The following is a 23,707-nucleotide window of genomic DNA, read 5'->3' on the forward strand; positions in this document are numbered from 1 at the left end:
CGCAGGGATGGTTAGTGGCTGGCTTTCTGGTAGCGGCTCGGCGTCACACCCACGTGACGGCGGAAATGCTGCGTGAATGAACTCTGGTCGGCGAAGCCGCAGGCGGCGGCGATTTCGCTGAGGGGTCGCGCTGTAGTACGCAGGAGATGGCAGGCGGAGGCGACGCGCGTCTTGATGAGGAACTCTTGGGGGGTGAGACCGAAGACGCGCTGAAACTGGCGTTGCATGGCTCGGATGGAGAGACCGCATTCGCTGGCCAGCGATTCGATGGTCAGCCGTCCGCCAAAGTCGTGACGCAGGCGCAGGATAGCTTGGGAGAGAACATTAAAAGCGGGAAATTGCCGCTCGCGCGCATCGGGTGGACGCAACACGCCCATCACGCCGACCACACGGCCGCGGTTGTCTTTCAGCGGCAGCTTGGTGACGTGCGCCCAGTCGGGCAGGCCCTGTCGATCGAACCACAATTCGAGACGCTCGATGACCTGCACTTTGCCAGAGAGCAATCGCTCGTCGTCGCCGGTGTAGGCCTGCGCCATGCTGTCCGGATTGAGATCGAAATCGGTCAGCCCGATCAAGTCTTGATCGTCGCTCAGGCCATAAAGTTCGTAAATGCGGCGACTGGCGACCATGAGCCGGCCGCGGGCGTCCTTGGCGAAGAAGGTGAGATCGGGTAAATAGTCAAAAATGCGGTGAAATAGCGATTCCGGGGCGAGGCGGTGCAGCCAGGTCGCCCGCTGGCGAGCGAGCGTACCCGGATGCCTGAAGGGCAGCCGGTGGGGGCGGCGGGTAGGGCGCAGTGGTGTCGCATTTCGCATAAAAATTGCCGCAGACAAGCAAGACAGGTCCGGCGGCTTGTGCAAGACTGTTCACACCCCAGCCCCACCGCATCGGTGCTTGTGTCCCCGGCATCTTTGTCCTGCGCCCATGATCGCTCTCAAATTTCTCTACCCCGAACCCACGTGCTCAACCCCGAAGGACTCTGACGAATGAAAACCATCAAGACCGATGTTTTGATCTGTGGGGGTGGCTGTGCGGGTATTGCCGCGGCCCTTTCTTCCGCGCGGCGCGGCGCGCAAACCCTGCTGATCGAGCGCGCGGGTTTTTCCGGCGGCATCATTACCGCGGTCGGACTTCCCTATTTTGATGGGCTGATCGACAGGCCGACGGGACGCTTTGTCGTGCAAGGGATCGCGGTGGAATTGCTCGTGGCCCTCGGCGTGGCCAAGGCCGGTGCGAAGAATATCGACGACTGCCGGCCGGATCGCATCACGAAGTATTGGGGCTCCGTCATGATTCCGAACACCGACGAGTTCAAGTTGCTCGCCGATTCGCTCATCTCGAAGCAGAGCGACAACTTGCGAGTGCTTTATCACAGCATGGCCTGCGATGTGGAAGTGAAGGACGGCCGCATCGCCGCGGTCGTCGTGGCCAACAAGGATGGGCTGACGCGCATTGAGGCGAAGCAGATCGTGGATTGCACGGGCGACGCGGATATTGCGCAGTGGGCTGGTTGCCCTACCGAGAAGATGCAGCCGCTCATGCCGATGACCATGCACTTCCGCATCGGCCATGTGAACCCCACGAAAGAAACGAAACCTGTGGCGACCCGGGTGCTCATGGAGGCTCACAAGGCCGGGCGGCTGCCGGAATTCTACGGTCCGGGCTTGATCTTCGCTTTTGCCAAGGACGAGGCTTATATCCACGCCACGCGAATCGCAGGTGATGCGACCGATGCGGCCGATTTGTCCCGGGCCGAGATGCAAGGCCGTGCTGATGCGTGGACGATGTTTCGCGAGTGGAAGGCGCGGGTGCCGGGTTTCGAGGACAGCTACTTTATTTCCAGCGGCCCCTACATCGGCATTCGCGAGAGCCGGCGCATAGTGGGCGAGCGGGTGCTGTCGCTGGAAGATTTGCAGAAAACCACCCACTATGACGACGCGGTGGCGACTGGTTGCTGGTTCCTCGATGTGCATCCGCAGAAAACGACGACCGACAAACCTTTCACCGGCTCCGGATTTCAACCAAAGCCGTATGACATCTCGTACCGGACGCTGGTCCCAAAAGGAGTGAGCAATCTCCTGGTCGCTGGTCGCTGCCATTCGGTGAGCAAGGAGGCGACGGCTTCTTCACGGGTAACCGTCACGGCGATGGCGATGGGCGAGGCTGCCGGGTGTGGCGCGGCCATCGCCACCAAGGCGCAGTCCGAAGTGGCGCTCCTCGACGGTGTAAAAGTGCGCGAAGCCTTGGTGGCGCAGAACGCCGGGCCTTTTACCGAAGCCTGAATATGAGCCACGAATCCGATCCAACCTCTCCTTCGTGGGACAATCTTTCGCGGCGCGCCGCCTTGGGACGAGTGATCGCAACCGGGCTCGGCCTGGCGGGCGTCTGCGCGATTGCGGCTGGACCGGCGGTGGACGCGCCGGAGCAGACGCCGGAGTTCATGCCGGAAAACGACTATCCCTATTTTGGATACGAGCCCCAACCCGAGTGACGCATTTTCGCCCGATGTATCTCCTCTCGAAAAAGGGGAAGCTTTCAGGTAGGTATTTCACTCCCCGCCTCATCTTGCACGGCATGCCTAAAACTCTCATCCAATTCTGCGTCTCCTGATGACGGCGACACCTCACTTTGTCGCGATCGAGATCGGCGGAACGAAATTGCAGCTCTGCGTCGGGACGGCCGAGGGGAGCATCGTGGACCGCCGCCGTTTCCTGGTGGATCGGGAGCGCGGGGCGGAAGGCATTCGCGAGCAGATCGCGCAGGGTGTGCCGGAACTGATTGCAAAATGGCAACCGGCGGCGATCGGTGTGGGCTATGGCGGGCCGGTGGATTGGCGCACGGGGCGTATCTGGCGTTCGTATCACATCGCGGGATGGTCGGATTTTCCGCTGGGCGATTGGTTGCGGGAGCAGACGGGACTGCCGGTGTATGTGGAGAACGACAGCAACCTGGCTACGCTCGGTGAAGCGATTTGCGGAGCGGGCAAAGGAATGAATCCGGTGTTTTACACGAACATGGGCAGCGGCGTGGGCGGCGGCCTCGCGGTGGATGGACGCATTTATCACGGCGCGCCGCCGGGAGAGATGGAACTGGGACATTTGCGTTTGCACGGACCCGGGCGAATCGTCGAAGACGATTGCTCCGGATGGAGTCTGGACAAACGGATTCGCGAGGCGGTGGCGACCGCGCCGCAATCAAAACTCGCGCAATTGGTCGCCGCCGATCCGGGGGAAGAGGCGCGCCATTTGACGGCGGCACTGGAGGCGGGTGATCCCGTGGCTCAGGCTTTGATCGTCACCCAAGCCGGTCATTTCGCGAACGCGCTCGGTGTCGTGGTGCAACTGTTGCACCCGGAGGTGATCGTGCTCGGCGGCGGGGTGTCGCTGATCGGCGAACCGTTGCGCGCGGCGGTCGCGGAACGATTACCAACTTTCATCATGGATGTCTTTCACCCCGGGCCGCGAGTGCGACTGGCGGGCTTGCGCGAAGACTCCGTCCCGGTCGGCGCACTGCTCATGGCGGCGGACCGATTCCAGATTTCAAAAACCACCCACTAACTATGAAAACCTGGCTCCAAAGCTATATCGCTGCTCAACACCGTGCCCTCGATTCCGTGCCTCTCGAAGGCGTCATCAAAGCGACGGAAATCGTCTGTAAGGCCTGGGAAAACGACCAGCAAATCTTCGCTATCGGCAATGGAGGCAGCGCGGCCAATGCTTCCCACTTCGCGACGGATCTCGGTAAAGGATCCTCGGATGCCGTCGGTCATCGTTTCCGCGTCCAATCGCTCACCGACAACGTGGCGTGGATCACCGCGCTCGGAAATGACTACAGCTACGAGGACATCTTCCTGCGCCAACTGCAGAACTTCGCCCGGGCCGGGGATGTGCTGATCACGGCGAGCGTGAGCGGCAGTTCGCCCAACCTGGTGAAGGCGTTTAATTGGGCCAACGAACATGGCTTGCATACCATCGCGATGGTGGGGGCGAAGCAGGGGACGCTGGCGGGCATCGCGGAGCATGTGATCGTGGTGGACGATACTCACTACGGCCGCGTCGAGGATGTGCACATGCACATCTTCCACATGATCTGCTACTCGTTCATGGAGAAGATCCCGGCATGAGTGCCGCCGCTCGCCCGCTGCCCGAGTTTTCCGGCGACGTCGAATTGCGCCCGACCTTCGCGCCGCGTCCGCAAATCACCCACGTCGTTTTCGATTTCGATGGCACGCTCTCGTGGGTGCGTCATGGCTGGCCGGAGATTATGTTCGGTGTTTTTCGACGGCATATGCCGCTGTTGACGGGCGAGACAGCGGAGGCCCGAACCGCCGTGCTCAGCGGCATCGTGTTTGGGCTGAATGGTCGGCCGACCATCGTGCAAATGCAGCGCTTCTCCGAAATCATGCGGGAGCGCGGCGGTGGGGATTTGATCGCGGAGGATTTGCGCTGTGAGTTTCAAGACCAACTCGACGCGGAAATTGCCCTGCGTCTGGCGGCGATCCGCAGCCGCCAGGCCCCGCAGGATGCTTTTGTGGTGCACGCTGCGCGTGCATTGCTGGAGCGCCTCCGCGCGGCCGGCATTACGCCGCTCGTGCTCAGCAGCACCATCGAGCATCGCGTGAAGGAAGAGGCCGAGGCATTGGGTCTCACGCACTATTTTGGCCCGCACATTTATGGCAGCCCGGCGGATCCGACGGGCTTTTCAAAGATGGCGGTTTTTCAGCGGCTGTTGAAGGAGGAGGGGATTCAAGGTGAGCATTTGCTGTCTTTCGGCGATGGGCCGGTGGAGATCTCGGCGACGAAGGTACTCGGCGGACTCGCCATCGCCGTGTGCAGCGACGAGGAACACAACGGCTCTGGAGTGATGGACGCGTTCAAGCGCGGCCAGTTGCTGGAAGCCGGTGCGGATGCGGCGATCCCAGACTTCCGGGATGCGATCGCGCTGGTCGATTACCTGCTGCAAAAATGAAACCGGTGGAGCCGCTCGATCTGTCGAAGTTGAAGGTGTATCCGCTTACCGAGCGGCGCAGCTTGACGCGCGCGGATGACATCCTGATTCCGCCGGATGCGACGCCGAAGCCGCTGCCGGACGAACTGGCCGAACAGGTTCGCGGCGCGGTGCAGAATATCCGTGCGGCCCGCGATCGTGGCGCGAGCGTGATGCTCATCTACGGCGCGCATCTGCTGCGCAACGGCACGGCGTTAATTCTCGACCGCTTAATGGAGCAGGGATGGATCACGCACCTCGCGACGAATGGTGCGGGGACGATTCACGATTGGGAATATGCGTGGTTTGGTGCCTCGACCGAAAGTGTCGAGATGAACGTAGCGAGCGGCACTTTTGGCACATGGCACGAGACCGCCACGAACATTCACCTGGCACTGATGGCCGGCGCGCTGGACGGGCTCGGTTATGGGCGCTCGCTGGGGCGTTTCATCGCCGAGGATGGCGCGACCGTGCCGACCGCGGACGTATTGATAAAGAGCATCACTGCGGAGCCGACGCATCCACTCACCGCGGCGCGGGCCGATCTGCTGCATGCGTTGCGCGAAGCGCGCGTGACTTCGGGTTGGGTCGCGGTGGAACATCGCTGGAGACATGCGTCCATTCTCGCCTCGGCGTGGAAGCGCGGCGTGCCGGTGACGGTGCATCCCGGCATTGGTTACGACATCATCGCCAACCACCCCATTTTCAGCGGCTCGGTGATCGGGCGGGCCGCGGAGCTTGATTTCAAGCTGTTCGGCGGGTCGGTCGAAGGACTGGATGGCGGCGTCGTTTTGTCCGTGGGCTCGGCAATCATGGGACCACAGGTGTTCGAGAAATCGTTGAGTTGCGTGAATAACATGCGCCTTCAGGCACAGCGATCGGTCGTGCGCGATCACAGCATTTACGTCGTCGATTTGCAGGACGGGGGCGGCTGGGACTGGACACAAGGCGAGCCACCGAAAACCAACGCCGCTTACTATCTGCGCTTTTGCAAGAGTTTCTCCCGCATGGGCGCGCCGATGCATTACCTGCAGTGTGACAACGCCGCCTTTGTCCATCACCTCGCGCACGCGCTCCAGCACTCATGACATCCGAACGTCTTCAAGAGATTGCCGGGCGCTACGCGAAGCTGCGCCTGGCTGTAGTCGGCGACTTTTGCCTCGATCGCTATTTGGAGATCGATCCCGCGCGCGCCGAGATTTCGATTGAGACCGGCCTGCCCGTTTACAATGTCGCTCGCGTGCGCTCGCAGCCCGGAGCGGCCGGCACGATTCTCAACAATCTCGTGGCGCTGGGCGTCGGCGATATTTTTCCCGTGGGATTTTGCGGTGAGGATGGCGAGGGCTACGAATTGCTGCGGGCCTTGGGCTCGCTGCCCGGGGTCAATCCGGCGCACTTCTTCCAAACGCCCGCGCGTCGCACTTTCACTTACTGCAAGCCGTTGGTCATGGAACCGGGCCAGCCGCCGCGCGAGCTCAATCGGCTGGATTCCAAGAACTGGACACCCACACCACCCGAAGTTTCCGAGCGGATTGCGAACTCGCTGGAGATGTTACGTGGCACGGTGGACGCCGTGATCTTGATGGACCAGGTGGATATCGAAGAGACAGGTGTGGTGACCAAGTCCGTGCTGGCGCGGGCCGGTTCACTGGAAAGGAAGGCCGCGGCGATTCCGGTTCTGGCGGACAGCCGTCGCGGTTTGCGCGGGTTTCCGTCGGTGATCTTCAAGATGAATGCGGCGGAACTCTCTTCGCTGACGGGAATGCCGGCGGATTCGTCCGTGGACGAGATTCGGCGCTCGACGGTGCAACTCGCGGAGCAGAATCGACGGGCGGTTTTTGTGACCATGGCGGAACGTGGATTGGTCGGCGCGCTGCCGGATGGACGCAGCGAACATGTGCCGTCGCTGGCGTTGCGCGGGACGATCGACGTCGTGGGAGCGGGTGATTCCGTGACCGCTAATCTCGCCACGGCTTTGGCGGCGGGCGCGGATCTGCGCGAGGCGTTGACCATCGCGGCGCTGGCGTCCTCGATTGTCATTCATCAGCTTGGTACTTCGGGTAGCGCGTCTATCGGGCGGATGGGTGAACTGCTGGGCAGCGCCGCCCAACTTAAATTTTAACCGCCGAAACGCAGAGGCGGGAGGGAAGAAGAGTGGCAACTCTTTCGTGGCCCCGTTGTTCCATCGAAGCCTGATTCCGATCATCGCCGGTCCTCCTCCATGAAAAGTCCCCTCTATCACTCCCTTGTCGCGTTCGCTCTCACTTGCCTGGTTACCGCCGCTCATGCGGCGGATGCGAAGAAACCCAATATCCTCGTCATCGTCGCCGATGATCTCGGCTACGGCGAGTTGAGCATGCAGGGCTTCACGCCACAGATTCCCACACCGAATGTGGACGCGCTGGCCAAGGGTGGCGTGCGCTTTACCAGCGGTTATGTGAGCGGAACTTATTGCAGTCCCACGAGGGCGGGACTGATGACCGGCCGCTACCAGCAGCGCTTCGGGCATGAATTCAATCCCGGCCCAGCGGAAGCGGCGGTGCCGAATTTCGGTCTGCCGCTGGAAGAAGAGACCATCGGCGACCGACTCAAGGCGGCGGGCTATACGACAGGCTGGTTTGGTAAATCGCACCTCGGGTATCAGCCGCCGTATCATCCGCTCAAGCGGGGCTTCGATGAGTACTTCGGTTTTCTCGGTGGCATGCACGACTATCTCGATGCCGCGGCGGATCCGCACAACCCCATCCTGAAAGGCACCGAGCCGGTGAACAATATCGGCTACACCACGGAGGCGTTTGGCGAGCAGGCGGTGAACTTCATTGAGAAGCATAAGGCAGAGCCGTGGTTGTGCTATCTCGCGTTCAACGCGGTTCACGCTCCGCTGGAGTCCACGGAGAAATACTTGAGCCGCTTCTCAAACATTGATGACAAGAAGCGCCGCACTTTCGCCGCGATGCTTTCGGCGATGGACGACACCGTTGGCACTGTGATGGCCAAACTGAAGGCGACCGGGCAGGAGGAAAATACGCTCATCTTTTTCATCAGCGACAATGGCGGGCCGACGGCCCAGACCACGTCGGGCAACGGTCCGCTGCGCGGTTTCAAGGCCCAAACCTGGGAGGGCGGTATCCGCGTCGCGTGGGCGATGCGTTGGAAAGGACATATCCCGGCGGAACAAGTGGACGACCGGCCGGTGATCCAACTCGATATTCTTCCCACCGCGTTGGCGGCGGCAGGGGTGCCCGTTCCACCCGAATGGAAGCTCGATGGTGTGAACCTCTTGCCCTACGTGACGGGTGAAAAGAAGGAGCCGCCGCATGAGGCGTTGTATTGGCGGTTCGGGCAGCAGATCGCCATTCGCAAGGGCGATTGGAAGCTGGTCAAGGCACCCGGTGGGGGCGCGGAAGCCGGGGAAAAAGCCGTCGTCGCGACGACGCAAGGCGCGCAACTCTACAATCTAGCCAAAGACATCGGAGAACAAACCAATCTCGCGGACCAGGAGCCGGCACGAGTGAAGGAACTGGCCGCTGCCTGGGATGAATGGAACAAAGCCAACGTCCCACCGAAATGGATACCGGCTCGGGGTCGTGCCGCCGCCGCCAAAAAGCAGGCGGGCGGGAATTAATTCGTCGTCTGCCAATCCAACCGCGTGGAAGGCGTCGGCTGGCGTCGGCGGAAGTACAGCCGCAGATGCTCGAAAGCGAGGTAGATGACTGGGGTGGTGTAGAGCGTCAGGATCTGGGAGACAATGAGGCCGCCGACCACGGCGATGCCGAGCGGTTGGCGGAGTTCCGAGCCGACGCCGAAGCCGATGGCCAACGGAACCGCGCCGAGCAGCGCGGCCATGGTGGTCATCATGATGGGACGGAACCGGACGACACAGGCTTGGTAAATGGCTTCCTCGGGTCCCATGCCTTCGTTGCGCTCCGCGTCGAGGGCAAAGTCGACCATCATGATGGCGTTCTTCTTGACGATGCCCATGAGGAGGATGATGGCGATGAAAGAGACGAGCGATAGTTCCGAACCGCAGAGGATCAAGGCGAGGAGTGCGCCCAAGCCGGCACTGGGCAGGGTGGAGAGAATGGTGATGGGATGGATGAGGCTTTCGTAGAGCATGCCGAGCACGATGTAGACGGTGATCAGAGCGGCAATGACGAGAATTTTCAGGCTCGAAAGGGATTGCTGGAAGACCTGGGCGGTGCCTTGAAAGCTGCCATTAACCGTGGAGGGCATGTTCAGATCCCGCTTGGCTTGCTCGACGATCTCGGTCGCGCGGCCAAGAGAAACGCCGGGCGCCAGATTGAAGGAGATGGTCGCCGCCGGGAACTGTCCCTGGTGGCTGACGGTGAGATAAGCGTTGGTGGTTTGAAACTTGGAAACGGAAGAGAGCGGCACCATGGCGCCGGTGTTGGATTTGACGAAAATCTTGCTCAGATAGGCCGGGTCGGTCTGAAATTCCGGATCGACCTCGAGGATGACGTGGTGCTGGTTGTATTGTTCGTAGATGGTTGAGACCTGGCGCTGCCCGAAGGCATCGTAGAGGGTATTGTCGACGTCGAGGGGGGAAACGCCGAGGCGGGCGGCGGCATCGCGATCGACCACGACGTTTGTCTGGAGTCCGCGCGTTTGCAGGTCGCTGTCGATGTCCTTGATCTCGGGATGTTGGGCGAGCGCCGCCATGAGCTTCGGCGTCCACTGGTTGAGATCCTCGAGGTCACCGCTTTGCAGCGCATATTGGTACTGTCCCTTGCTGCCGCCCCGGCTGCCGACCCGGATGTCCTGGTCGGAACTCAAGATCAGCCGGATGCCTTCGATGCCGGCCGTCTTCTTGCGGATGCGGCCGATGAGTTCATCGGCGCTGATCTTGCGCTCGGATTTCGGTTTGAGACTGAGGAAAAAGCTGCCGTTGTTGACGCTGGCACTGCGGTAGCTGCTGCCGACGAAGGAACTGAAGGTTTCGATCGCGGGGTCTTCCAGCAGGATTTGCGAGATGCGCTGCTGGAGCTTGACCATCTGGGGAAAGGAAACGTCCTGGCTGGCCACCGTCGTGCCATGCATCTGGCCGGTGTCCTGTTGCGGGAAGAAGCCCTTGGGCACGACGCCGTAGAGCCAGACCGTCATCGCCACCGTGATGCCGGTGACGACGAGCATGATGATCTGGTGGCGGAGCACCCATTGCAGGCTGCTCGCGTAGTGGCTGAGGAGCCAGTTCAAGCTCGCTTCGCTCCGCCGCTGGATAAAGTTGTCCTTGCGCTTGTGCTGGGACTCCGCCTTCAAGAAGCGGGAGCAGAGCATCGGGGTCAGCGTGAGCGAGATGATGCCGGAGACGACGATGGCCGCGCTGAGGGTGACGGCAAATTCGTGGAAGAGGCGCCCGATCAATCCGCCCATGAACAGGAGAGGGCCGAAGACGGCAATGAGCGAAAGGCTGATGGAGATAATGGTGAAGCCGATCTGCTTCGCGCCTTTGAGCGCGGCTTCCATCGGGGGCGTCCCGGCCTCGACAAAGCGAAAAACATTCTCGATGACCACGATGGCGTCGTCGACGACGAAGCCCACGGAGATGGTCACGGCCATGAGCGAAATATTGTCGAGGCTGTAATGCAGCAGATACATCACGCCAAAGGTGCCGGCGAGCGAGAGCGGCACGGTGACGCTGGCGATGAAGGTGGGCCAGAAACGGCGCAGAAAAAGGAAGATGACCATCACGACCAGCGCGATGCTGAGCAGGAGGGAGAACTGCACTTCCTCGAGGGAGGCGCGAATGGTAACGGTGCGATCACTGATGACCTGGACACGGACACTGGGGGGCAGCCACTTCTCCGTTTTGGGGAGGGCGGCTTTGACGAGATCGGTGGTGGCGATGACGTTGGCGTCGGGCTGCTTGAAGACGATGACCAACACCGCCGGCTTGACGCCGGCCCAGCCGCCGAGCCGGGTATTCTCGACGCCATTGACGATCTTGGCGATGGAACTGAGCTTGATCGGAACGCCGTTCTTTGTGGCGACGATGAGGTTGCGGTACTCGCCGGCATCCATGAGCTGGTCGTTGCTGTAGATGGCGTAGGAAGCTTTATCGCCGTCGACGCTGCCCTTGGGCAGGTCGACATTCACCTGGGCCAGAAACGAGCGGAGATCCTCGAGGCTCAAGCCCGCGGAGGCCATGGAGGCGGGATTGGCCTGGACGCGCACGGCGGACTTTTCCGCGCCGCTGATGACCACCTGGCCCACGCCTTTGAGCTGCGAGAGCTGCTGGCCGACGATTTCGTCGGCATACTGGAAGACTTGAGTCGGCTCCCGGGTATCGCTGGTCATCGCGAGGATGAGGATGGGCGCATCGGCGGGGTTTTGTTTCCGCCAGGAGGGGAGCGTGGGCAGATTGGCCGGCAGATCGGAGGCGGCTTCGTCGATCGCCCGCTGCACGTCGCGCGCGGCGCCATCGACCGAGCGATCCAGATCGAATTGCACATTGATTCCCGTGCTGCCGAGCGCGCTGGTGGAAGTCATCTCGGTGACTCCGGCGATCTGGCCGATCCGCCGCTCCAGCGGAGCCGCGAGCGAGGACGCCACCGTCTGCGGGTCGGCGCCGGGCAGTTGGGCGCTGACCGAAATCATCGGGAAATCGACGCGCGGGAGCGGCGCCACCGGCAGGAAGTGGTAGGCCACGAGACCCATGATGAGCAAGCCGATGGCGAGCAGGAACGTCCCCGCCGGCCGGCGAATGAAGGGCTCGGAAACGTTCATGGCTACAACACCGTGACCTCGGGTTGAGGGGCGGGGATTGGGTCCAGCGGCTCCTCATGCAGGCCCGGCAGGCCCTTGCGGGCCCGCCATTGGCGGACACGATGGCCGAGGCGGTCGAGATAAAGATAGATGACCGGTGTGGTGTAGAGCGTGAGAAATTGCGAGACGAGCAGGCCGCCAACGATGGCAATGCCCAGCGGCTTGCGCAGCTCGGAGCCGGTCCCGTTTTCGAGGGCGAGCGGCAACGCGCCGAGGAGCGCGGCGAAGGTGGTCATCATGATCGGGCGGAAACGCAGCAGGCACGCCTGGTAGATCGATTGCTCGGGCGGCAGGCCGTCGTTGCGCTCGGCATCGAGGGCGAAGTCGATCATCATGATGGCGTTCTTCTTGACGATGCCGATGAGGAGGATAATGCCGATCAGGGCGATGAGCGACATGTCCACGTGGAAGACGATCAAGGCGAGCAGCGCGCCGACCCCGGCGGAAGGCAGGGAGGAGAGAATGGTGATCGGGTGAATGTAACTTTCGTAAAGGACGCCGAGCACGATGTAGATGACGACGATGGCCGCGAGGATGAGGTACGGCTCACTGGCCAGCGACGAGCGGAATTCCGCGGCACTGCCGGAGAAGGAGGTGACCACCGTTTCGGGCAAACCTATGTCCTGCTGGGCTTTTTGGATCGCATCGACGGCCGCGCCCAGGGAACTCCGTGGGCTCAGGTTGAAGGACAAGGTGACGGCGGGGAACTGGCCCTCGTGCAGGATGGAGAGCGGTGCCGTGACGGTCTTCAGGGTGGAAAAGGCGCTGAGGGGCACCATCTGCCCGGTGGAGCTTTTGACGTAGATCTTCGCGAGCGAATCCGGAGTGAGCTGGAAGTGAGGTTCGACCTCGAGGATCACCCGGTACTGGTTGAGCTGGGTGAAAATGATCGAGACCTGCCGCTGGCCGAAGGCGTCGTAGAGCGTGTCGTCGATCGCCTGGGTCAGCACGTTGTAGCGTGAGGCCTGCTCGCGATCGACATCCACGCTGATCTGCAAACCTTCCGACTGCTGGTCGCTGGCCGCGTCCGCGAGCTGGGGCAGCGTGCGGAATTTGGCCAGGAGCTTCGGTGCCCATTCGGCAAGCTCCGCCTCGTCGGCGTCCTCGAGCGTGTACTGGTACTGCGTGCGGCTCAGGCGGCTGTCGATCTGCACGTCCTGGACGGCTTGCATGAAAAGGGCGATGCCCTCGACATTTTTCGTCGCGTCGCGCAGGCGGGTGATGATTTCCGCGGCGCTGGCGCTGCGGGTGTCGCGCGGCTTGAGCTCGATGTTCATCCGGCCGGTGTTGACCGTGGCATTGACGGCCCCGGCGCCGACGAAGGAACTGACGCTGCGGACGTCGGGATCCTGGCGGACGATCTCGGCGATGGCCCGCTGGCGTTGGACCATCGCCTTGAAGGAAATCGATTGCGCGGAATCGGTAACCCCGAGGATGAGGCCGGTGTCCTGCTGCGGGAGCAGGCCCTTGGGCACGATGATGTAGAGGAAGATCGTGGCGACGAGCGTCGCGACCGCGACCATGAGGGTGAAAAACTGATGGACCAGGACCCACTTCAAGCCGACCTCGTATTGTTGGAGCATCCAGTCGAACATCCGCTCGGTCGCCACATAGAAGCGACCGTGTTTTTCACCGTGGTCCGACTTGAGCAGGCGGGCGCACATCATCGGCGTGAGGGTGAGCGACACGACGGCGGAGGCGACGACGGCGATGCTGAGGGTGACGGCGAATTCGCGGAACAAGCGCCCGACGATGCCCGTCATGAAGAGCAGCGGAATGAAAACAGCGATGAGCGAAAGGCTGAGCGAAATGACGGTAAAGCCGATCTGCTTGGCGCCTTTCAGGGCGGCATCCATCGGCTTTTCGCCCATCTCGATGAAGCGCACGATGTTCTCGATCATGACGATGGCGTCATCGACGACGAAGCCGGTCGAGATGGTCAGCGCCATAAGTGAAAGGTTATCGAGGCTAAAGCCGACGAGCTTCATCACGCCAAAGGTGCCGATGATGGCGAGGGGCAGCGCGACGCTGGGAATCACGGTCGCCCAAAACTTGCGCAGGAAAACGAAGATGACGGCGACCACCAGCACCACCGTGAGGAGGAGGGTGAATTGCACGTCCCGCACGGAGGCGCGGATGGTCTCGGTGCGGTCCGTGAGAATCTCGAGCTTGATGGAGGGCGGTAATGTGGAGCGGAGCTTGGGGAGGATCGCTTTGATCCGGTCGGCGGTCTCGATGATGTTCGCCCCCGGCTGGCGCTGGATGTCGATGATGACGGCCGGCTTGTTGTCGACCCAGCCGGCGAGTCGGACGTTTTCGACACCGTCGACGATCTGGCCAATATCGCGCAGGCGCACGGGCGCGCCGTTTTTGTAGGCGATGACGACATCGCCGTATTCTTTGGCGGTAAAGATCTGGTCGTTGACGCCGATGGCGTAGGACTGCTTTGGGCCGTCGAAATTGCCCTTGGGCTGGTTGGTGTTGTTATTGGTGAGGGCGGCGCGGATGTCTTCAAAGCTGGTGCCGAGCGAAGCGATGGCCGCGGGATTGATGCGCACGCGCACCGCGGGCTTTTGGTTGCCCTCAATGGTGACGAGGCCCACGCCGGTGACCTGGCTCAGCTTTTGGGCGAGCACGGTGTCGGCCTTGTCGTTCACTTGTTCCAGCGGCACGGAATCGGAGGTGAGGACGAGAGAGATTATCGCCGTATCCGCGGGATTGACTTTGCTGTAAGTCGGCGGATTCGGCATGGACTTCGGGAGGACCCCGCTGGCGGCGTTGATGGCGGCCTGCACATCCTGTGAGGCGCCGTCGATGTCGCGATCGAGGACGAACTGGAGGGTGATGGTCGTGTTTCCAAACGAACTCACGGAAGTCATGCTGGCGAGGCCGCTGATCTGGCCAAACTGCCGCTCCAATGGGGTCGTGACCGAGGAGGCCATGACGTCGGGGCTCGCGCCCGGGTATTGGGCGGTGACCTGGATGGTCGGAAAATCCACGGGAGGCAGCGCGGAAATCGGGAGCAACGAATAACCGAGCACCCCCATGATGATGATACCGACCATCAGGAGAGTGGTGGCGATCGGCCGCCGAATGAAGGGCTCGGAAATATTCATCGTCTCACGGCGCGCGGGACGCCGATCACTTCAATTCGCTACCCTGCCGGTGGCCGCCGCCTTGTCCGCTGTGACCGCCGGGATGCCCGCCGGCACCGGCGGCTGCCGCGGGCTGGTTGATTGAGATTTTGGAGCCCGCCTGCAACTTGTACTGACCGTCGACCACCACCTTTTCCCCCGCCGCGAGACCGTCTTCGATCAAGGCCTCGCCGGTGTCGCTCTGCGCGATCTCCCCGTTTTCCTTGCGCACGACTTTCACTGGGCGAATCTGGACCGTCTGGTCATCTTGAATGACGAAGGCGTAGGTGCCATTGGGGCCGTGCTGAATGACGCTCGCGGGCACGACCAAGCCTGCCTTGCGCGTGGTGAGAAGGAGGTGGGCGTTGATAAACTGGCCGGGCCAGAGCTGCAGGTCCTCGTTGTCGAAAGTGGCCTTGAGCTTGATCGTGCCCGTGGTGGTGTCGATCTGGTTATCGATGACCGAGAGCTTGCCGGCGTCGAGCTTGGTCTTGTTGTCGCGGCCCATTGCCAGGACGTCCAGTTCCTGGCCGGACGCGGCCATTTCCTTGTGAATGTCGTTCAACGACTGCTCCGGCAGGGTAAAGACGAGCGAGATGGGGTGCAACTGCGTGATCACGACCAGCCCGGTCTGATCGGACGCGTGGACGATGTTGCCCTGGTCGACGAGGCGAATGCCAGTGCGCCCGTCGATGGGTGAAACGATCGTGGTGTAATTAAGGTTCACCCGGGCGCTTTCGACCGCGGCGGCGTCATTGCGGACGGTAGCGTCGTACTGGGCGACAAGGGCTTTCTGGGTGTCGAATTGTTGCGAGGAGATGACTTTTTTGCCGACGAGGTCGGTGTAGCGATCGAGGTCGAGCTTCGCGTTGGAAAGTTGGGCCTGATCCTGATTCTGCTTCGCCTGTGCTTGCTCCACCGCGGCCTTGTAGGGGGCTTGGTCGATGATCGCGAGGACGTCGCCGGCTTTGACGTCCTGGCCCTCCGTAAACGCCACCTTTTCCAATTGCCCATCCACGCGGGCGCGGACTGTGACGGTGTTCAGTGCCTGGATGGTGCCGATGCCCTCGAGATAAATCGGCACATCCTTTTGCTGCACTGTCCCGGCGACGACCGGCACGGGTCCACCGGCGCCGCGCCCGGCGGTCTTGCCGGCGGCGGCATCGCTGCCCGCCGGACCCCGGTGGGTGACAAGCCAGATGGCCCCCAGGACGCAAACCAGGGCGATGACCCAGAGGTACCACCGGTTTTTCTTCGGAACGATGGGTTGAGAGGCGGGCCGGGATTTTTGGGGTGTCGGCTCCAGGATATCGATGTAGTTGGCCATGGGGATCGTGGATGAAGGGAGAAAATCAGTTGTCGATGCCGGTGGGCGCGGTCTTGATCAAACGGGCGTTCGTTTCCGGAGCCGGAACGTCGGAGAAGATGCCCCGCAAGGTGCGCATGGCATCGGTGATACAGGCGCGTTCGGCCACGGATACTTCGGCCACCCGCTCGGTGAGGAAATCCGCGGTGGCCTGGCGCACGGCGGCGAATTTCCTTTGGCCGGAAGCGGTCAACGTGAGGACAATCTTCCGCCGATCCAAGGGATCGCTGTCGCGGGCGACGAGGTCGGCGGTGACCAGGCCATCGATCAGCTTGGAAGTGGCGGAGAGCGTCAGGACGAGAAAGCCGGCCACGTCTCCGAGCATCGCGCCTTCATTGCGGCCGAGAAACGCCAGGGCCCGAAACTGCGGTACGGAGAGTTCCGGGCTGCTGTGGGCACGAACCTTGGTGCGAATGACGCGCATCATCAGGGGCACGACCTCGAGCAACTCGGCGGCGCAGTCACGGGGAGGAAGGTTCATCGGTAAGGGTCTTGAGTTAATGTCACGATTCAATTGTTGAACTATTCAACTATCGAAATGTTGCTTTCTTTGGATGTGAATAATTCTCAATTTATTCGCCGCAATACTGGCGGATTTCGTTGGCTGAAGGTGAATCCAGTGGCCATTGGCAAGCTTAGGTAGGCTTGTGGCCGCACAAACACACTGCGGACGTACTGCTTTCCGCCACAACTGCATTGGCGCCGCCCCCGGAAAGGGTCACGGATACACCAACGCAACGTCCCTTCCTTCAAGAACGGCGGTGGCGTGGGTCAGGATGCGGGTGATGTAGGCCGGATAACTGGCCGGGTTGCCTCCGTTTCCCACCTTCGCCAACACCTCCTTCATGACCGGCAGCGAAGGTCGCGCCGCTTCTCCCAATCGATCCAGGATATTCCCGGCTTGCAGGGCGAATTGTGGAGTTACCGTATCCTGGAGTCTCTTTTCCAGCACCGGCAAAACTTCGCTCACCATTCCCATCCGGGCCAGCGCCTCTGCCGCGGCGATCTGGACTGCGCCCGATTCATCGCCCAAATGTTTGCGCAAAGCTGGCGCCGCTGCAGACGCCTTCGCCCCGAGCATGGTGCATCCCTGCGCGGCCCACCAGCGGACCGGTTCGCTGCTGTCTTCCAACGCTTCGATCAGCGCCGGCAGATTGGCGGCGTCTCGCTCGGAAGCCTTCGTGGCGATGGCGACGACCTCCTCGACCGGATACGCGCCGGCTTTGTGCGACGCCTCATACCCTTCGAGCGGCGAGCCCTCCGGCAGGAAGCCGTTGTCCTTGTTTTCCACCACGCGACGTTTCAGTTCCGCGCGCATGCGCTCGAGCGGTTCGCGATACTGGGGATCGCCCGCCAGATTGTGAACGCTGTCCGGGTCGGTGCTCATCTCGTAGAGTTCCTCGGTCGGTTTTTGGCCCCAGAATTGCGCCGTCGCCTTGGTCAGTTTCCCCTCGGCGGCCATCCGCGCCCACGATTGGTAACCACGCCCTTTGAATTGATATTCGAGCGGTTGCACGTAGGGCAGGTCGGGCCGGTAGTTGTGGACATAGATATAACGCGCGTCGGCGATGGAGCGCATCATGTCGTAGCGTTCGTCCATGCGGTCGCGGGTGATGTGCACGAACTCATTCGCCGGCGCCTTCGCCCCGCCCAGAAAAGCGTGGCCCTGCATGTAGGCAGGGATCTTCACGCCCGCGAGGGAGAGCACCGTCGCGGAGAAATCGACGAAGCTGACGGGGTCCTTGATCCGCGAACCGGGCGGCGCGGGTGCGAGGTGCCGCCATTTCGGCGGGAAGTAAACGATCAGCGGGACGTGGGTGCCGCTCTCCTCGAGAAAGCGTTTGCTGCGCGGCAGCACCCCGCCATTGTCCGAGTAGTAAAATACGATGGTATCTTCCGCGAGGCCATCCTTCTCCAGGTCGCGCAACTTCACGGCGATCTGCTCGTCCAACACCGTCATGTGATTGTAGTAGCGCGCCCAATCCGCCCGCATCTCGGGTGTGTCCGGCTGGTACGGCGGGATGCGCACCTTCGCGGGATCCATTGGGGAAAAATCGAGCGGCAGCTCTTTCTCGGGAAAGAGGCAACTCTCGTGCGTGACCTCGTGGTTGAACACGCTGAAGAAAGGCTGTTTGGGATCGGGCCGGTTGCGCCAATGCGCAGTCTTGCCCTGGTCTGTCCACGCGTCCTTGATGCTGATCGGTGAGTTGTAATCCGTCTTTGCGTTGTTCGAAGTGAAATAACCCGCCTCGCGCAAATAGGTGGGAAATCCGTGCAACCAATCGGGGATCTTTCCCTGTGCGCGCATATGTTCCGCAGGCCCGCAGGTCGTGGGATACATGCCGGTGATCAAGGTGAAGCGTGCTGGTGCGCACACTGGCCAGCCAAAGCATCGCTCATAGAGTACACCTTCCTTGGCGAGTTTATCGAGCGTCGGCGTGTGCGCGAGCGGGTCGCCGTAGCAGCCGAGGAAAATATCATTATCTTCACTGACGACCCACAGAATGTTCGGTCGTTCCGCTGCCCGCGCAGTGCCAGCGGCTAAAACCACGAATAGCAATATTTGGGAAATAAATTTCATGCGACTTTACGGCTTGAGAGTTAAAAACATGGCCCGACACTCTAGGGCGCTCTTGCCGGGAATCTGCGGAGCGCGCAATGTCAATTGGCCCCGCCCCTTGGCTAATTCGACCTGGCCGAGTGTCATCGGCTTCCAGTCTTTGACGAACGATTCGGCTTCGCGGGGCGCTCGGTCGTGCTCCGCACCGTGCAGCGGCGGATCGTTGGCCACCGTCACCTTGCCCTGCAGGCTTTTGCCCAGGAACGAAAGTTCCAGTGTCGAGCCGAGGTCGGCTTCCGGCACGGCATAGTAGATCACGGCTTCGTATTTGCCGGCGGTCGCTACGTCGACGTCCCAAGTGATGCTGTCATTCGGACTGACCCAGTGGGTGAAGTAAGAGCAATTGGGGGCCTTGGAACTGCGCCGGATCTCTCCGTGCTCCATGCCGTCGCGTGCCGGAAGTTGCGTCACCGGAAACTCGGGATAGCCGACGGAAAAGGGCCGGTCGTCCTTGCGGCCGCTCGGCAGCAACTCGCTCCGCCAAGCAGCCATGGCTTGCTTCAGTCGTGCAGCTTCCTCCGGGTGCTGTGCAGCGACGTCGTGGTCTTGTGGCAGATCCGCATCCATGTCGTAGAGCGCATTCATTGCGTCGAGGCGGTAGTGCTGGGTGCGGACGCTGGTCCTCCCGCCCCATTCGGAAAAAATCATCCGATCCGGCCAGTCCTTGGCCGCATTCAGGACCAGCGGTTTCAGGCTGACGCCGTCCAGGGGCTTGGTGCTGATCAGCGTCACTTGAGCCAGGTCGGCGAGGGTGGGCAGCAGATCGATCGCCCCGGCGATTTGCGGCACGCGCTGACCGGCAGGAATGTGCCCGGGCCAGCGAATCAGGAACGGCGCGCGCACCCCGCCTTCATCAGTCGAGCCCTTCTTGCCTTTCATCTCCCCATTCCACCGCCAGCTTTGAGGACCGTTATCGCTGAAGTAGATGACGATGGTGTCGTCCGCGAGATGCAGCTTGTCGAGATGGGCAAGCAGGCGGCCCACATTCCAGTCGATGTTCTCCGTCATGGCCAAAATCGCGCGGGTCACTTCGACCTTCTCCTGCGCCGGATTGCGGGCGCGCATCTTCAAGTCGAAGCTGGCGAACTTGTCAAAAAAGCGGTCGGGCACCTGCAATGGGAAGTGCGGCGTATTGAAGGGGACATAGCAAAAGAACGGCTTGTCCTTGTTTTGCTCGATGAAGTCCATGGCGTGCTCGGTGAGGTCATCGATGAGAAAGCCTTTGCCTTGCACTGGCAGGCCATTGTGTTCCAGCGGGGCGTCAAAGTAGTCGCCCCAGTGACCCGAGCAAAAGCCATAATACTCATCAAAACCGCGCCCACGCGGATGATAGGGGTATTGCATGCCGTTGTGCCATTTGCCGAAAGCGCCGGTGGCATAACCCGCGGCCTTGAACGTATCCGCGATGGTCTTTTCATCGATATTCAAACGCTCCTCGCCGGAGGAGACACCGTGCACACCGCCCCGTAGGTGATAGCGCCCGGTCAGAAACTCCGCACGGGTGGGCGAGCATACTGGACACACATAAAAGTGCTCGAGCAGTGCCCCCGCGGCAGCGAGGGAGTCGATCTTGGGTGTGGAAACATTGGTATTTCCGTTGACGCCCAAATCACCCCAGCCCTCGTCGTCCGCCAGTACGATCAGGATATTCGGTTTACGTTTCGAATCCGCCGCCCGCGTCGGAAGAGCGAGAGCGAGGGAGGCCAGAAGAAGGTATGGAAGTGCCTGGGATGGTCGCATAAGATGTAGAGGAAAAGTTACTCGGGTTTGGCCTTCGTGGCGTTCGTCCCCATGCCCATCTGCTTGAGATCTTCCGCGGATGGGCCGCCGCCGAATTGTTTCCAGTAGAGCACCTTGAACGGATTCATTCCCGGGTATTGCGAGGTCTCATTCACCATCATGGGCACGACCGTATCCCACCAGTGATCATATTCGGCGTCCAGGCGCGCGACGACATCCTGGTGCGTGGCCGCGATATCATGTCCTTCGCCCGGGTCGGTCATCACATCGAATAACTGCCAGCCTTTCTCCCGGGGTTTGTTGGAATTGCCGTCGCTCACGAGATGCCATTGACCGTTGCGCACCGAGCAACCGATATATTTGAAGGCCTGGACGTCTGCGTCTTTTGGCCAGCGGCCGATGTGGGTGAAGAGCGTGCGCTCCGGCCACGAGGCTTTGGCGTCGTGCAAAAGCGGAACGAGACTGCGCCCCTCCACTTGGGCTCGCGCCCTTTCGTTCAGGCTGGCTCCCGCGAGATCGGCGAGCGTGGGAAAGAAATCGATATTCGAGGTGACACCCGGCGCATCGTGCGCCTCCAGCGTGCCCGGCCAGCGCCACAACGAGACAGCGCGCGTTCCGCCCAGGAACGGCGAATTCTTGCTGCCGCGCATGCCCGCGTTGAAAATCTTGCACGCCGGCCCGTAGCCGCCGTTGTCATTCATGAAGATCACCAGCGTGTCTTTGGCGATGCCCCATTCATCGAGTTTCGCCAGCAAGCGCCCGACATTCGCGTCAATGTTGGCGACCATTCCGAAAAAGGTCGCGACGTTGTCGGGCACCTTGCCCTCGTAGGGCTTCTTGTATTCCTCCGGACAAGACAACGGAACGTGTGCGGCATTGTAGGGGAGGTAGCAAAAGAACGGCTGCTTGCCCCTCACCGATTCGATCCACTGCATCGCCTGGGCGGTAAAGATGTCCGTGCAAAAGCCCTGCGTCTTTTCGAAGCGGCCATTGTGGAGGATGGCGGGATTGAAATATTCATTACCCGGCGCGTCACCGCAAGAACCCGGATAAGTCTGCCCGATGCCCCCGCCGCCGTGGATGAAGACCTCGTCAAAGCCGCGCTGGTCGGGTTGGTGGTCCGGTTCGTCGCCGAGATGCCATTTGCCGAAGATGCCCGTCGTGTAGCCCGCGCTCTTTAGCACCTGCGCAATGGTCACCGCGTCGGGGGTGAGGCGTTCACGTTCCAGGATGGTGTGCGTGATGCCATTCTTGAACGGGTGCCGCCCGGTCATCAGCGCCGAGCGAGTAGGGGAGCAGGTCGGGGAAACGTGGAAATCCGTAAAGCGCACCGATTCGTTATAGAGCCGGTCCAGATTGGGCGTCTTGAGGATGGGATTGCCCGTGGCCGAGAGGTCGCCATAGCCGGTGTCATCGGCGAGAACGAAGATGATGTTCGGCTTCGCGGGCGCGGCGTGGGCGATCGTGCCGAGCGCGAGAAAGAAGCACAGGAGAGACGAGACGAGGGGAGGGAGTGCAGGCATGGGGGAAGGCGTTGCGGAATAAAACTGCCGGGAACGGGGATCGTTGCACAGCTTTTGCAGCGCTATTGAGATTGAAAACCGCTCGAGGCTGGAAACAATCACCGCCCTGATCAACGGCCAACCCCCATCACCCCTATGAACCGCTCACCCTTCAAGCTGCTTTGTCTCCTCGTCGTCACGTTGCTTTCCGCACTTTCCCATGGGCGTGCCGAGAGTCCTTTCATCGGCCGCTGGGCCCTCACGCTGCCGAGCGGGAGCGCGGGTTGGCTTGGGGTGGAGGAAAAGGACGGCAAGCTCCAGGGCAGCATTCTTTGGAGCGGTGGCAGCGTCCTGCCGGTGGATGGCGTGAAGATTGATAGCGATACCCTCACGATCACGCGGGTGGCGAAGGGCGTCACCGAGACCATCACGGGCAAAGTCACCGGCGACGACTTGGCCCTGACGACGGTGAAATCCAAGGGTGACGGGAAGGAATTCGCCAAGGCGGACTTTTCCGGGAAGCGCATCCCGCCGGTGCCGCCGACGCCCGATCTTTCCAAGGTGAAATTCGGTGATGCGATTACGCTCTTTAATGGCAAGGACCTAAGCGGCTGGGTGCTGGTCAATCCCAAGGCGGACAACGGCTGGAGCGTCGTCGATGGCGTGCTGCAAAATCGAGTCGAGCCAGGCAAGCACCTTGGCAACCTGCGCACCGAACGCGAGTTCGAGGACTTCAATTTGAAACTCGAAGTCCGCACGCTGGCGGGCAGCAACAGCGGCATCTACCTGCGCGGCATCTATGAAATCCAGGTGGCGGAATCCTACGGCAAGCCGCTCGATCCGCATAACATGGGCGCGCTCTACAGTCGCATCACGCCGAGCGTCGCGGCGGAGAAACCAGTGGGCGAATGGCAGACCTTCGACATCACGCTCGTCGACCGCCATGTGACCGTCATCCTCAATGGCCAGAAGATCATCGACAACCAACCGGTGCTGGGTTGCACCGGCGGCGCGCTGACCAGCGATGAGTCCAAGCCCGGCCCGATCATGTTGCAGGGGGACCACACCAGCATCGACTACCGGAACATCGTCCTGCGGCCGGTAGTGAAGTGACCCGAGCTGGGCTCAGAGAGCGCGAAATTTATTTACCAGAAAATACTCACTATTCGGCAATGGAGCCAATGGAGCCAATGGAGCCAACTGAACCAATGGAAGCTCCTCAGCTAATCAGTTCCTTGATCGGCTTCCCGCCGAACTGACTGAGCTGCTTGAAGCGGCCGGCGTGATAGTAGGTCAGCTTGTTGTCGTCGAGCCCGAGCAGGCGCAGCAGGGTGACGTGAAAGTCGCGCACGTGGGCGACGCCTTCCACGGCTTCCATGCCGAGTTCGTCCGTCGCGCCGATGGTATGCCCGGCCCGGCAGCCGCCGCCGGCCATCCACACGGTCATCGCCTTCGGATTGTGATCGCGTCCGTAGGCCGTGCCCATGCGCACGCCGTTGTCCGGCGTGCGGCCGAATTCGCCGCCCCAGACGACGAGCGTGCTCTCGAGCAGGCCGCGCTGCTTGAGATCGGCGAG

18 protein-coding genes are annotated in these 23,707 nt (G+C 61.5%); 9 read left to right on the forward strand and 9 right to left on the reverse strand.

All coding sequences use genetic code 11. The annotated features are described in order from the left end of the window. Positions 1 to 11 precede the first annotated feature (11 nt). Positions 12 to 815 (reverse strand): helix-turn-helix domain-containing protein, encoded by an 804-nt coding sequence (locus ABJF10_RS06650; RefSeq protein WP_348543749.1) that lies wholly within the window; start codon positions 813 to 815, stop codon positions 12 to 14. A gap of 171 nt (positions 816 to 986) precedes the next feature. On the opposite strand from ABJF10_RS06650, the gene ABJF10_RS06655 reads away from it, so the two are divergent. The 8 genes from ABJF10_RS06655 to ABJF10_RS06690 all read left to right on the forward strand — a co-directional run bounded on the left by ABJF10_RS06655 (position 987) and on the right by ABJF10_RS06690 (position 8,611). Further along, positions 987 to 2,282 carry an FAD-dependent oxidoreductase gene (locus ABJF10_RS06655; RefSeq protein WP_348543750.1) on the forward strand — a complete coding sequence of 432 codons (1,296 nt, stop codon included), beginning with the start codon at positions 987 to 989 and terminating at the stop codon, positions 2,280 to 2,282. Positions 2,283 to 2,284: 2 nt separating this feature from the next. Then, positions 2,285 to 2,491: a hypothetical protein gene (locus ABJF10_RS06660; RefSeq protein ID WP_348543751.1), complete on the forward strand. Its 207-nt coding sequence runs from the start codon at positions 2,285 to 2,287 to the stop codon at positions 2,489 to 2,491. Between the two features lie 118 nt (positions 2,492 to 2,609). Beyond that, on the forward strand, positions 2,610 to 3,557 hold the full coding sequence (locus ABJF10_RS06665) for an ROK family protein (RefSeq protein ID WP_348543752.1): 948 nt from the start codon (positions 2,610 to 2,612) through the stop codon (positions 3,555 to 3,557). Positions 3,558 to 3,559: 2 nt separating this feature from the next. Then, a complete protein-coding gene (locus ABJF10_RS06670; RefSeq protein ID WP_348543753.1) occupies positions 3,560 to 4,123 on the forward strand; it encodes an SIS domain-containing protein in 564 nt (187 codons plus the stop codon). Beyond that, positions 4,120 to 4,968 carry an HAD family hydrolase gene (locus ABJF10_RS06675; RefSeq protein WP_348543754.1) on the forward strand — a complete coding sequence of 283 codons (849 nt, stop codon included), beginning with the start codon at positions 4,120 to 4,122 and terminating at the stop codon, positions 4,966 to 4,968. Before ABJF10_RS06670 ends, ABJF10_RS06675 begins: the two co-directional genes overlap by 4 nt. Continuing rightward, entirely contained in the window at positions 4,965 to 6,074 is a 1,110-nt protein-coding gene (locus tag ABJF10_RS06680; RefSeq protein WP_348543755.1) for a hypothetical protein, read from the forward strand. Before ABJF10_RS06675 ends, ABJF10_RS06680 begins: the two co-directional genes overlap by 4 nt. Further along, positions 6,071 to 7,108 (forward strand): PfkB family carbohydrate kinase, encoded by a 1,038-nt coding sequence (locus tag ABJF10_RS06685; RefSeq protein ID WP_348543756.1) that lies wholly within the window; start codon positions 6,071 to 6,073, stop codon positions 7,106 to 7,108. The genes ABJF10_RS06680 and ABJF10_RS06685 overlap by 4 nt, the downstream gene beginning before the upstream one ends. A gap of 99 nt (positions 7,109 to 7,207) precedes the next feature. Then, on the forward strand, positions 7,208 to 8,611 hold the full coding sequence (locus ABJF10_RS06690; RefSeq protein WP_348543757.1) for a sulfatase-like hydrolase/transferase: 1,404 nt from the start codon (positions 7,208 to 7,210) through the stop codon (positions 8,609 to 8,611). On the opposite strand, the gene ABJF10_RS06695 is transcribed toward ABJF10_RS06690, so the two are convergent. The 7 genes from ABJF10_RS06695 to ABJF10_RS06725 form a co-directional block, all read right to left on the reverse strand. Next, complete coding sequence (locus ABJF10_RS06695) at positions 8,608 to 11,730, reverse strand: efflux RND transporter permease subunit (protein ID WP_348543758.1); 3,123 nt, start codon at positions 11,728 to 11,730, stop codon at positions 8,608 to 8,610. The genes ABJF10_RS06690 and ABJF10_RS06695 overlap by 4 nt on opposite strands. Positions 11,731 to 11,732: 2 nt before the next feature. Then, positions 11,733 to 14,885, reverse strand: a complete 3,153-nt coding sequence (locus ABJF10_RS06700) for a multidrug efflux RND transporter permease subunit (protein ID WP_348543759.1) — start codon at positions 14,883 to 14,885, stop codon at positions 11,733 to 11,735. A gap of 25 nt (positions 14,886 to 14,910) precedes the next feature. Further along, positions 14,911 to 16,230: an efflux RND transporter periplasmic adaptor subunit gene (locus ABJF10_RS06705; RefSeq protein ID WP_348543760.1), complete on the reverse strand. Its 1,320-nt coding sequence runs from the start codon at positions 16,228 to 16,230 to the stop codon at positions 14,911 to 14,913. 25 nt (positions 16,231 to 16,255) lie between these two features. After that, the gene (locus tag ABJF10_RS06710) at positions 16,256 to 16,750 is read right to left on the reverse strand and encodes a MarR family transcriptional regulator (protein WP_348543761.1); all 495 of its coding nucleotides are present in this window, start codon (positions 16,748 to 16,750) and stop codon (positions 16,256 to 16,258) included. A 237-nt stretch (positions 16,751 to 16,987) separates the two neighbouring features. Then, on the reverse strand, positions 16,988 to 18,850 hold the full coding sequence (locus tag ABJF10_RS06715) for a sulfatase-like hydrolase/transferase (RefSeq protein WP_348543762.1): 1,863 nt from the start codon (positions 18,848 to 18,850) through the stop codon (positions 16,988 to 16,990). A gap of 6 nt (positions 18,851 to 18,856) precedes the next feature. Continuing rightward, positions 18,857 to 20,629, reverse strand: a complete 1,773-nt coding sequence (locus ABJF10_RS06720; RefSeq protein ID WP_348543763.1) for an arylsulfatase — start codon at positions 20,627 to 20,629, stop codon at positions 18,857 to 18,859. Between the two features lie 17 nt (positions 20,630 to 20,646). Next, a complete protein-coding gene (locus tag ABJF10_RS06725) occupies positions 20,647 to 22,152 on the reverse strand; it encodes an arylsulfatase (RefSeq protein ID WP_348543764.1) in 1,506 nt (501 codons plus the stop codon). Positions 22,153 to 22,287: 135 nt separating this feature from the next. On the opposite strand from ABJF10_RS06725, the gene ABJF10_RS06730 reads away from it, so the two are divergent. After that, positions 22,288 to 23,244 carry a DUF1080 domain-containing protein gene (locus ABJF10_RS06730; RefSeq protein ID WP_348543765.1) on the forward strand — a complete coding sequence of 319 codons (957 nt, stop codon included), beginning with the start codon at positions 22,288 to 22,290 and terminating at the stop codon, positions 23,242 to 23,244. A 106-nt stretch (positions 23,245 to 23,350) separates the two neighbouring features. Here the strand turns inward: ABJF10_RS06730 and ABJF10_RS06735 are convergent. Then, a partial coding sequence (locus tag ABJF10_RS06735; RefSeq protein ID WP_348543766.1) for a DUF1501 domain-containing protein occupies positions 23,351 to 23,707 on the reverse strand: 357 nt, incomplete at its 5' end.

The organism is Chthoniobacter sp. (genome assembly GCF_040003245.1).
In the GTDB taxonomy this organism is placed as follows: domain Bacteria; phylum Verrucomicrobiota; class Verrucomicrobiia; order Chthoniobacterales; family Chthoniobacteraceae; genus Chthoniobacter.

What these genes read in the sequence shown, in the direction of transcription:
- ABJF10_RS06730 (WP_348543765.1), top strand. Translation starts at nt 22,288, where the DNA reads ATGAACCGCTCACCCTTCAAGCTGCTTTGTCTCCTCGTCGTCACGTTG.
- ABJF10_RS06685 (WP_348543756.1), top strand. Translation starts at nt 6,071, where the DNA reads ATGACATCCGAACGTCTTCAAGAGATTGCCGGGCGCTACGCGAAGCTG.
- ABJF10_RS06660 (WP_348543751.1), top strand. Translation starts at nt 2,285, where the DNA reads ATGAGCCACGAATCCGATCCAACCTCTCCTTCGTGGGACAATCTTTCG.
- ABJF10_RS06650 (WP_348543749.1), bottom strand. Translation starts at nt 815, where the DNA reads ATGCGAAATGCGACACCACTGCGCCCTACCCGCCGCCCCCACCGGCTG.
- ABJF10_RS06715 (WP_348543762.1), bottom strand. Translation starts at nt 18,850, where the DNA reads ATGAAATTTATTTCCCAAATATTGCTATTCGTGGTTTTAGCCGCTGGC.
- ABJF10_RS06690 (WP_348543757.1), top strand. Translation starts at nt 7,208, where the DNA reads ATGAAAAGTCCCCTCTATCACTCCCTTGTCGCGTTCGCTCTCACTTGC.
- ABJF10_RS06665 (WP_348543752.1), top strand. Translation starts at nt 2,610, where the DNA reads ATGACGGCGACACCTCACTTTGTCGCGATCGAGATCGGCGGAACGAAA.
- ABJF10_RS06700 (WP_348543759.1), bottom strand. Translation starts at nt 14,885, where the DNA reads ATGAATATTTCCGAGCCCTTCATTCGGCGGCCGATCGCCACCACTCTC.
- ABJF10_RS06680 (WP_348543755.1), top strand. Translation starts at nt 4,965, where the DNA reads ATGAAACCGGTGGAGCCGCTCGATCTGTCGAAGTTGAAGGTGTATCCG.
- ABJF10_RS06675 (WP_348543754.1), top strand. Translation starts at nt 4,120, where the DNA reads ATGAGTGCCGCCGCTCGCCCGCTGCCCGAGTTTTCCGGCGACGTCGAA.
- ABJF10_RS06670 (WP_348543753.1), top strand. Translation starts at nt 3,560, where the DNA reads ATGAAAACCTGGCTCCAAAGCTATATCGCTGCTCAACACCGTGCCCTC.
- ABJF10_RS06695 (WP_348543758.1), bottom strand. Translation starts at nt 11,730, where the DNA reads ATGAACGTTTCCGAGCCCTTCATTCGCCGGCCGGCGGGGACGTTCCTG.
- ABJF10_RS06705 (WP_348543760.1), bottom strand. Translation starts at nt 16,230, where the DNA reads ATGGCCAACTACATCGATATCCTGGAGCCGACACCCCAAAAATCCCGG.
- ABJF10_RS06710 (WP_348543761.1), bottom strand. Translation starts at nt 16,750, where the DNA reads ATGAACCTTCCTCCCCGTGACTGCGCCGCCGAGTTGCTCGAGGTCGTG.
- ABJF10_RS06725 (WP_348543764.1), bottom strand. Translation starts at nt 22,152, where the DNA reads ATGCCTGCACTCCCTCCCCTCGTCTCGTCTCTCCTGTGCTTCTTTCTC.
- ABJF10_RS06655 (WP_348543750.1), top strand. Translation starts at nt 987, where the DNA reads ATGAAAACCATCAAGACCGATGTTTTGATCTGTGGGGGTGGCTGTGCG.
- ABJF10_RS06720 (WP_348543763.1), bottom strand. Translation starts at nt 20,629, where the DNA reads ATGCGACCATCCCAGGCACTTCCATACCTTCTTCTGGCCTCCCTCGCT.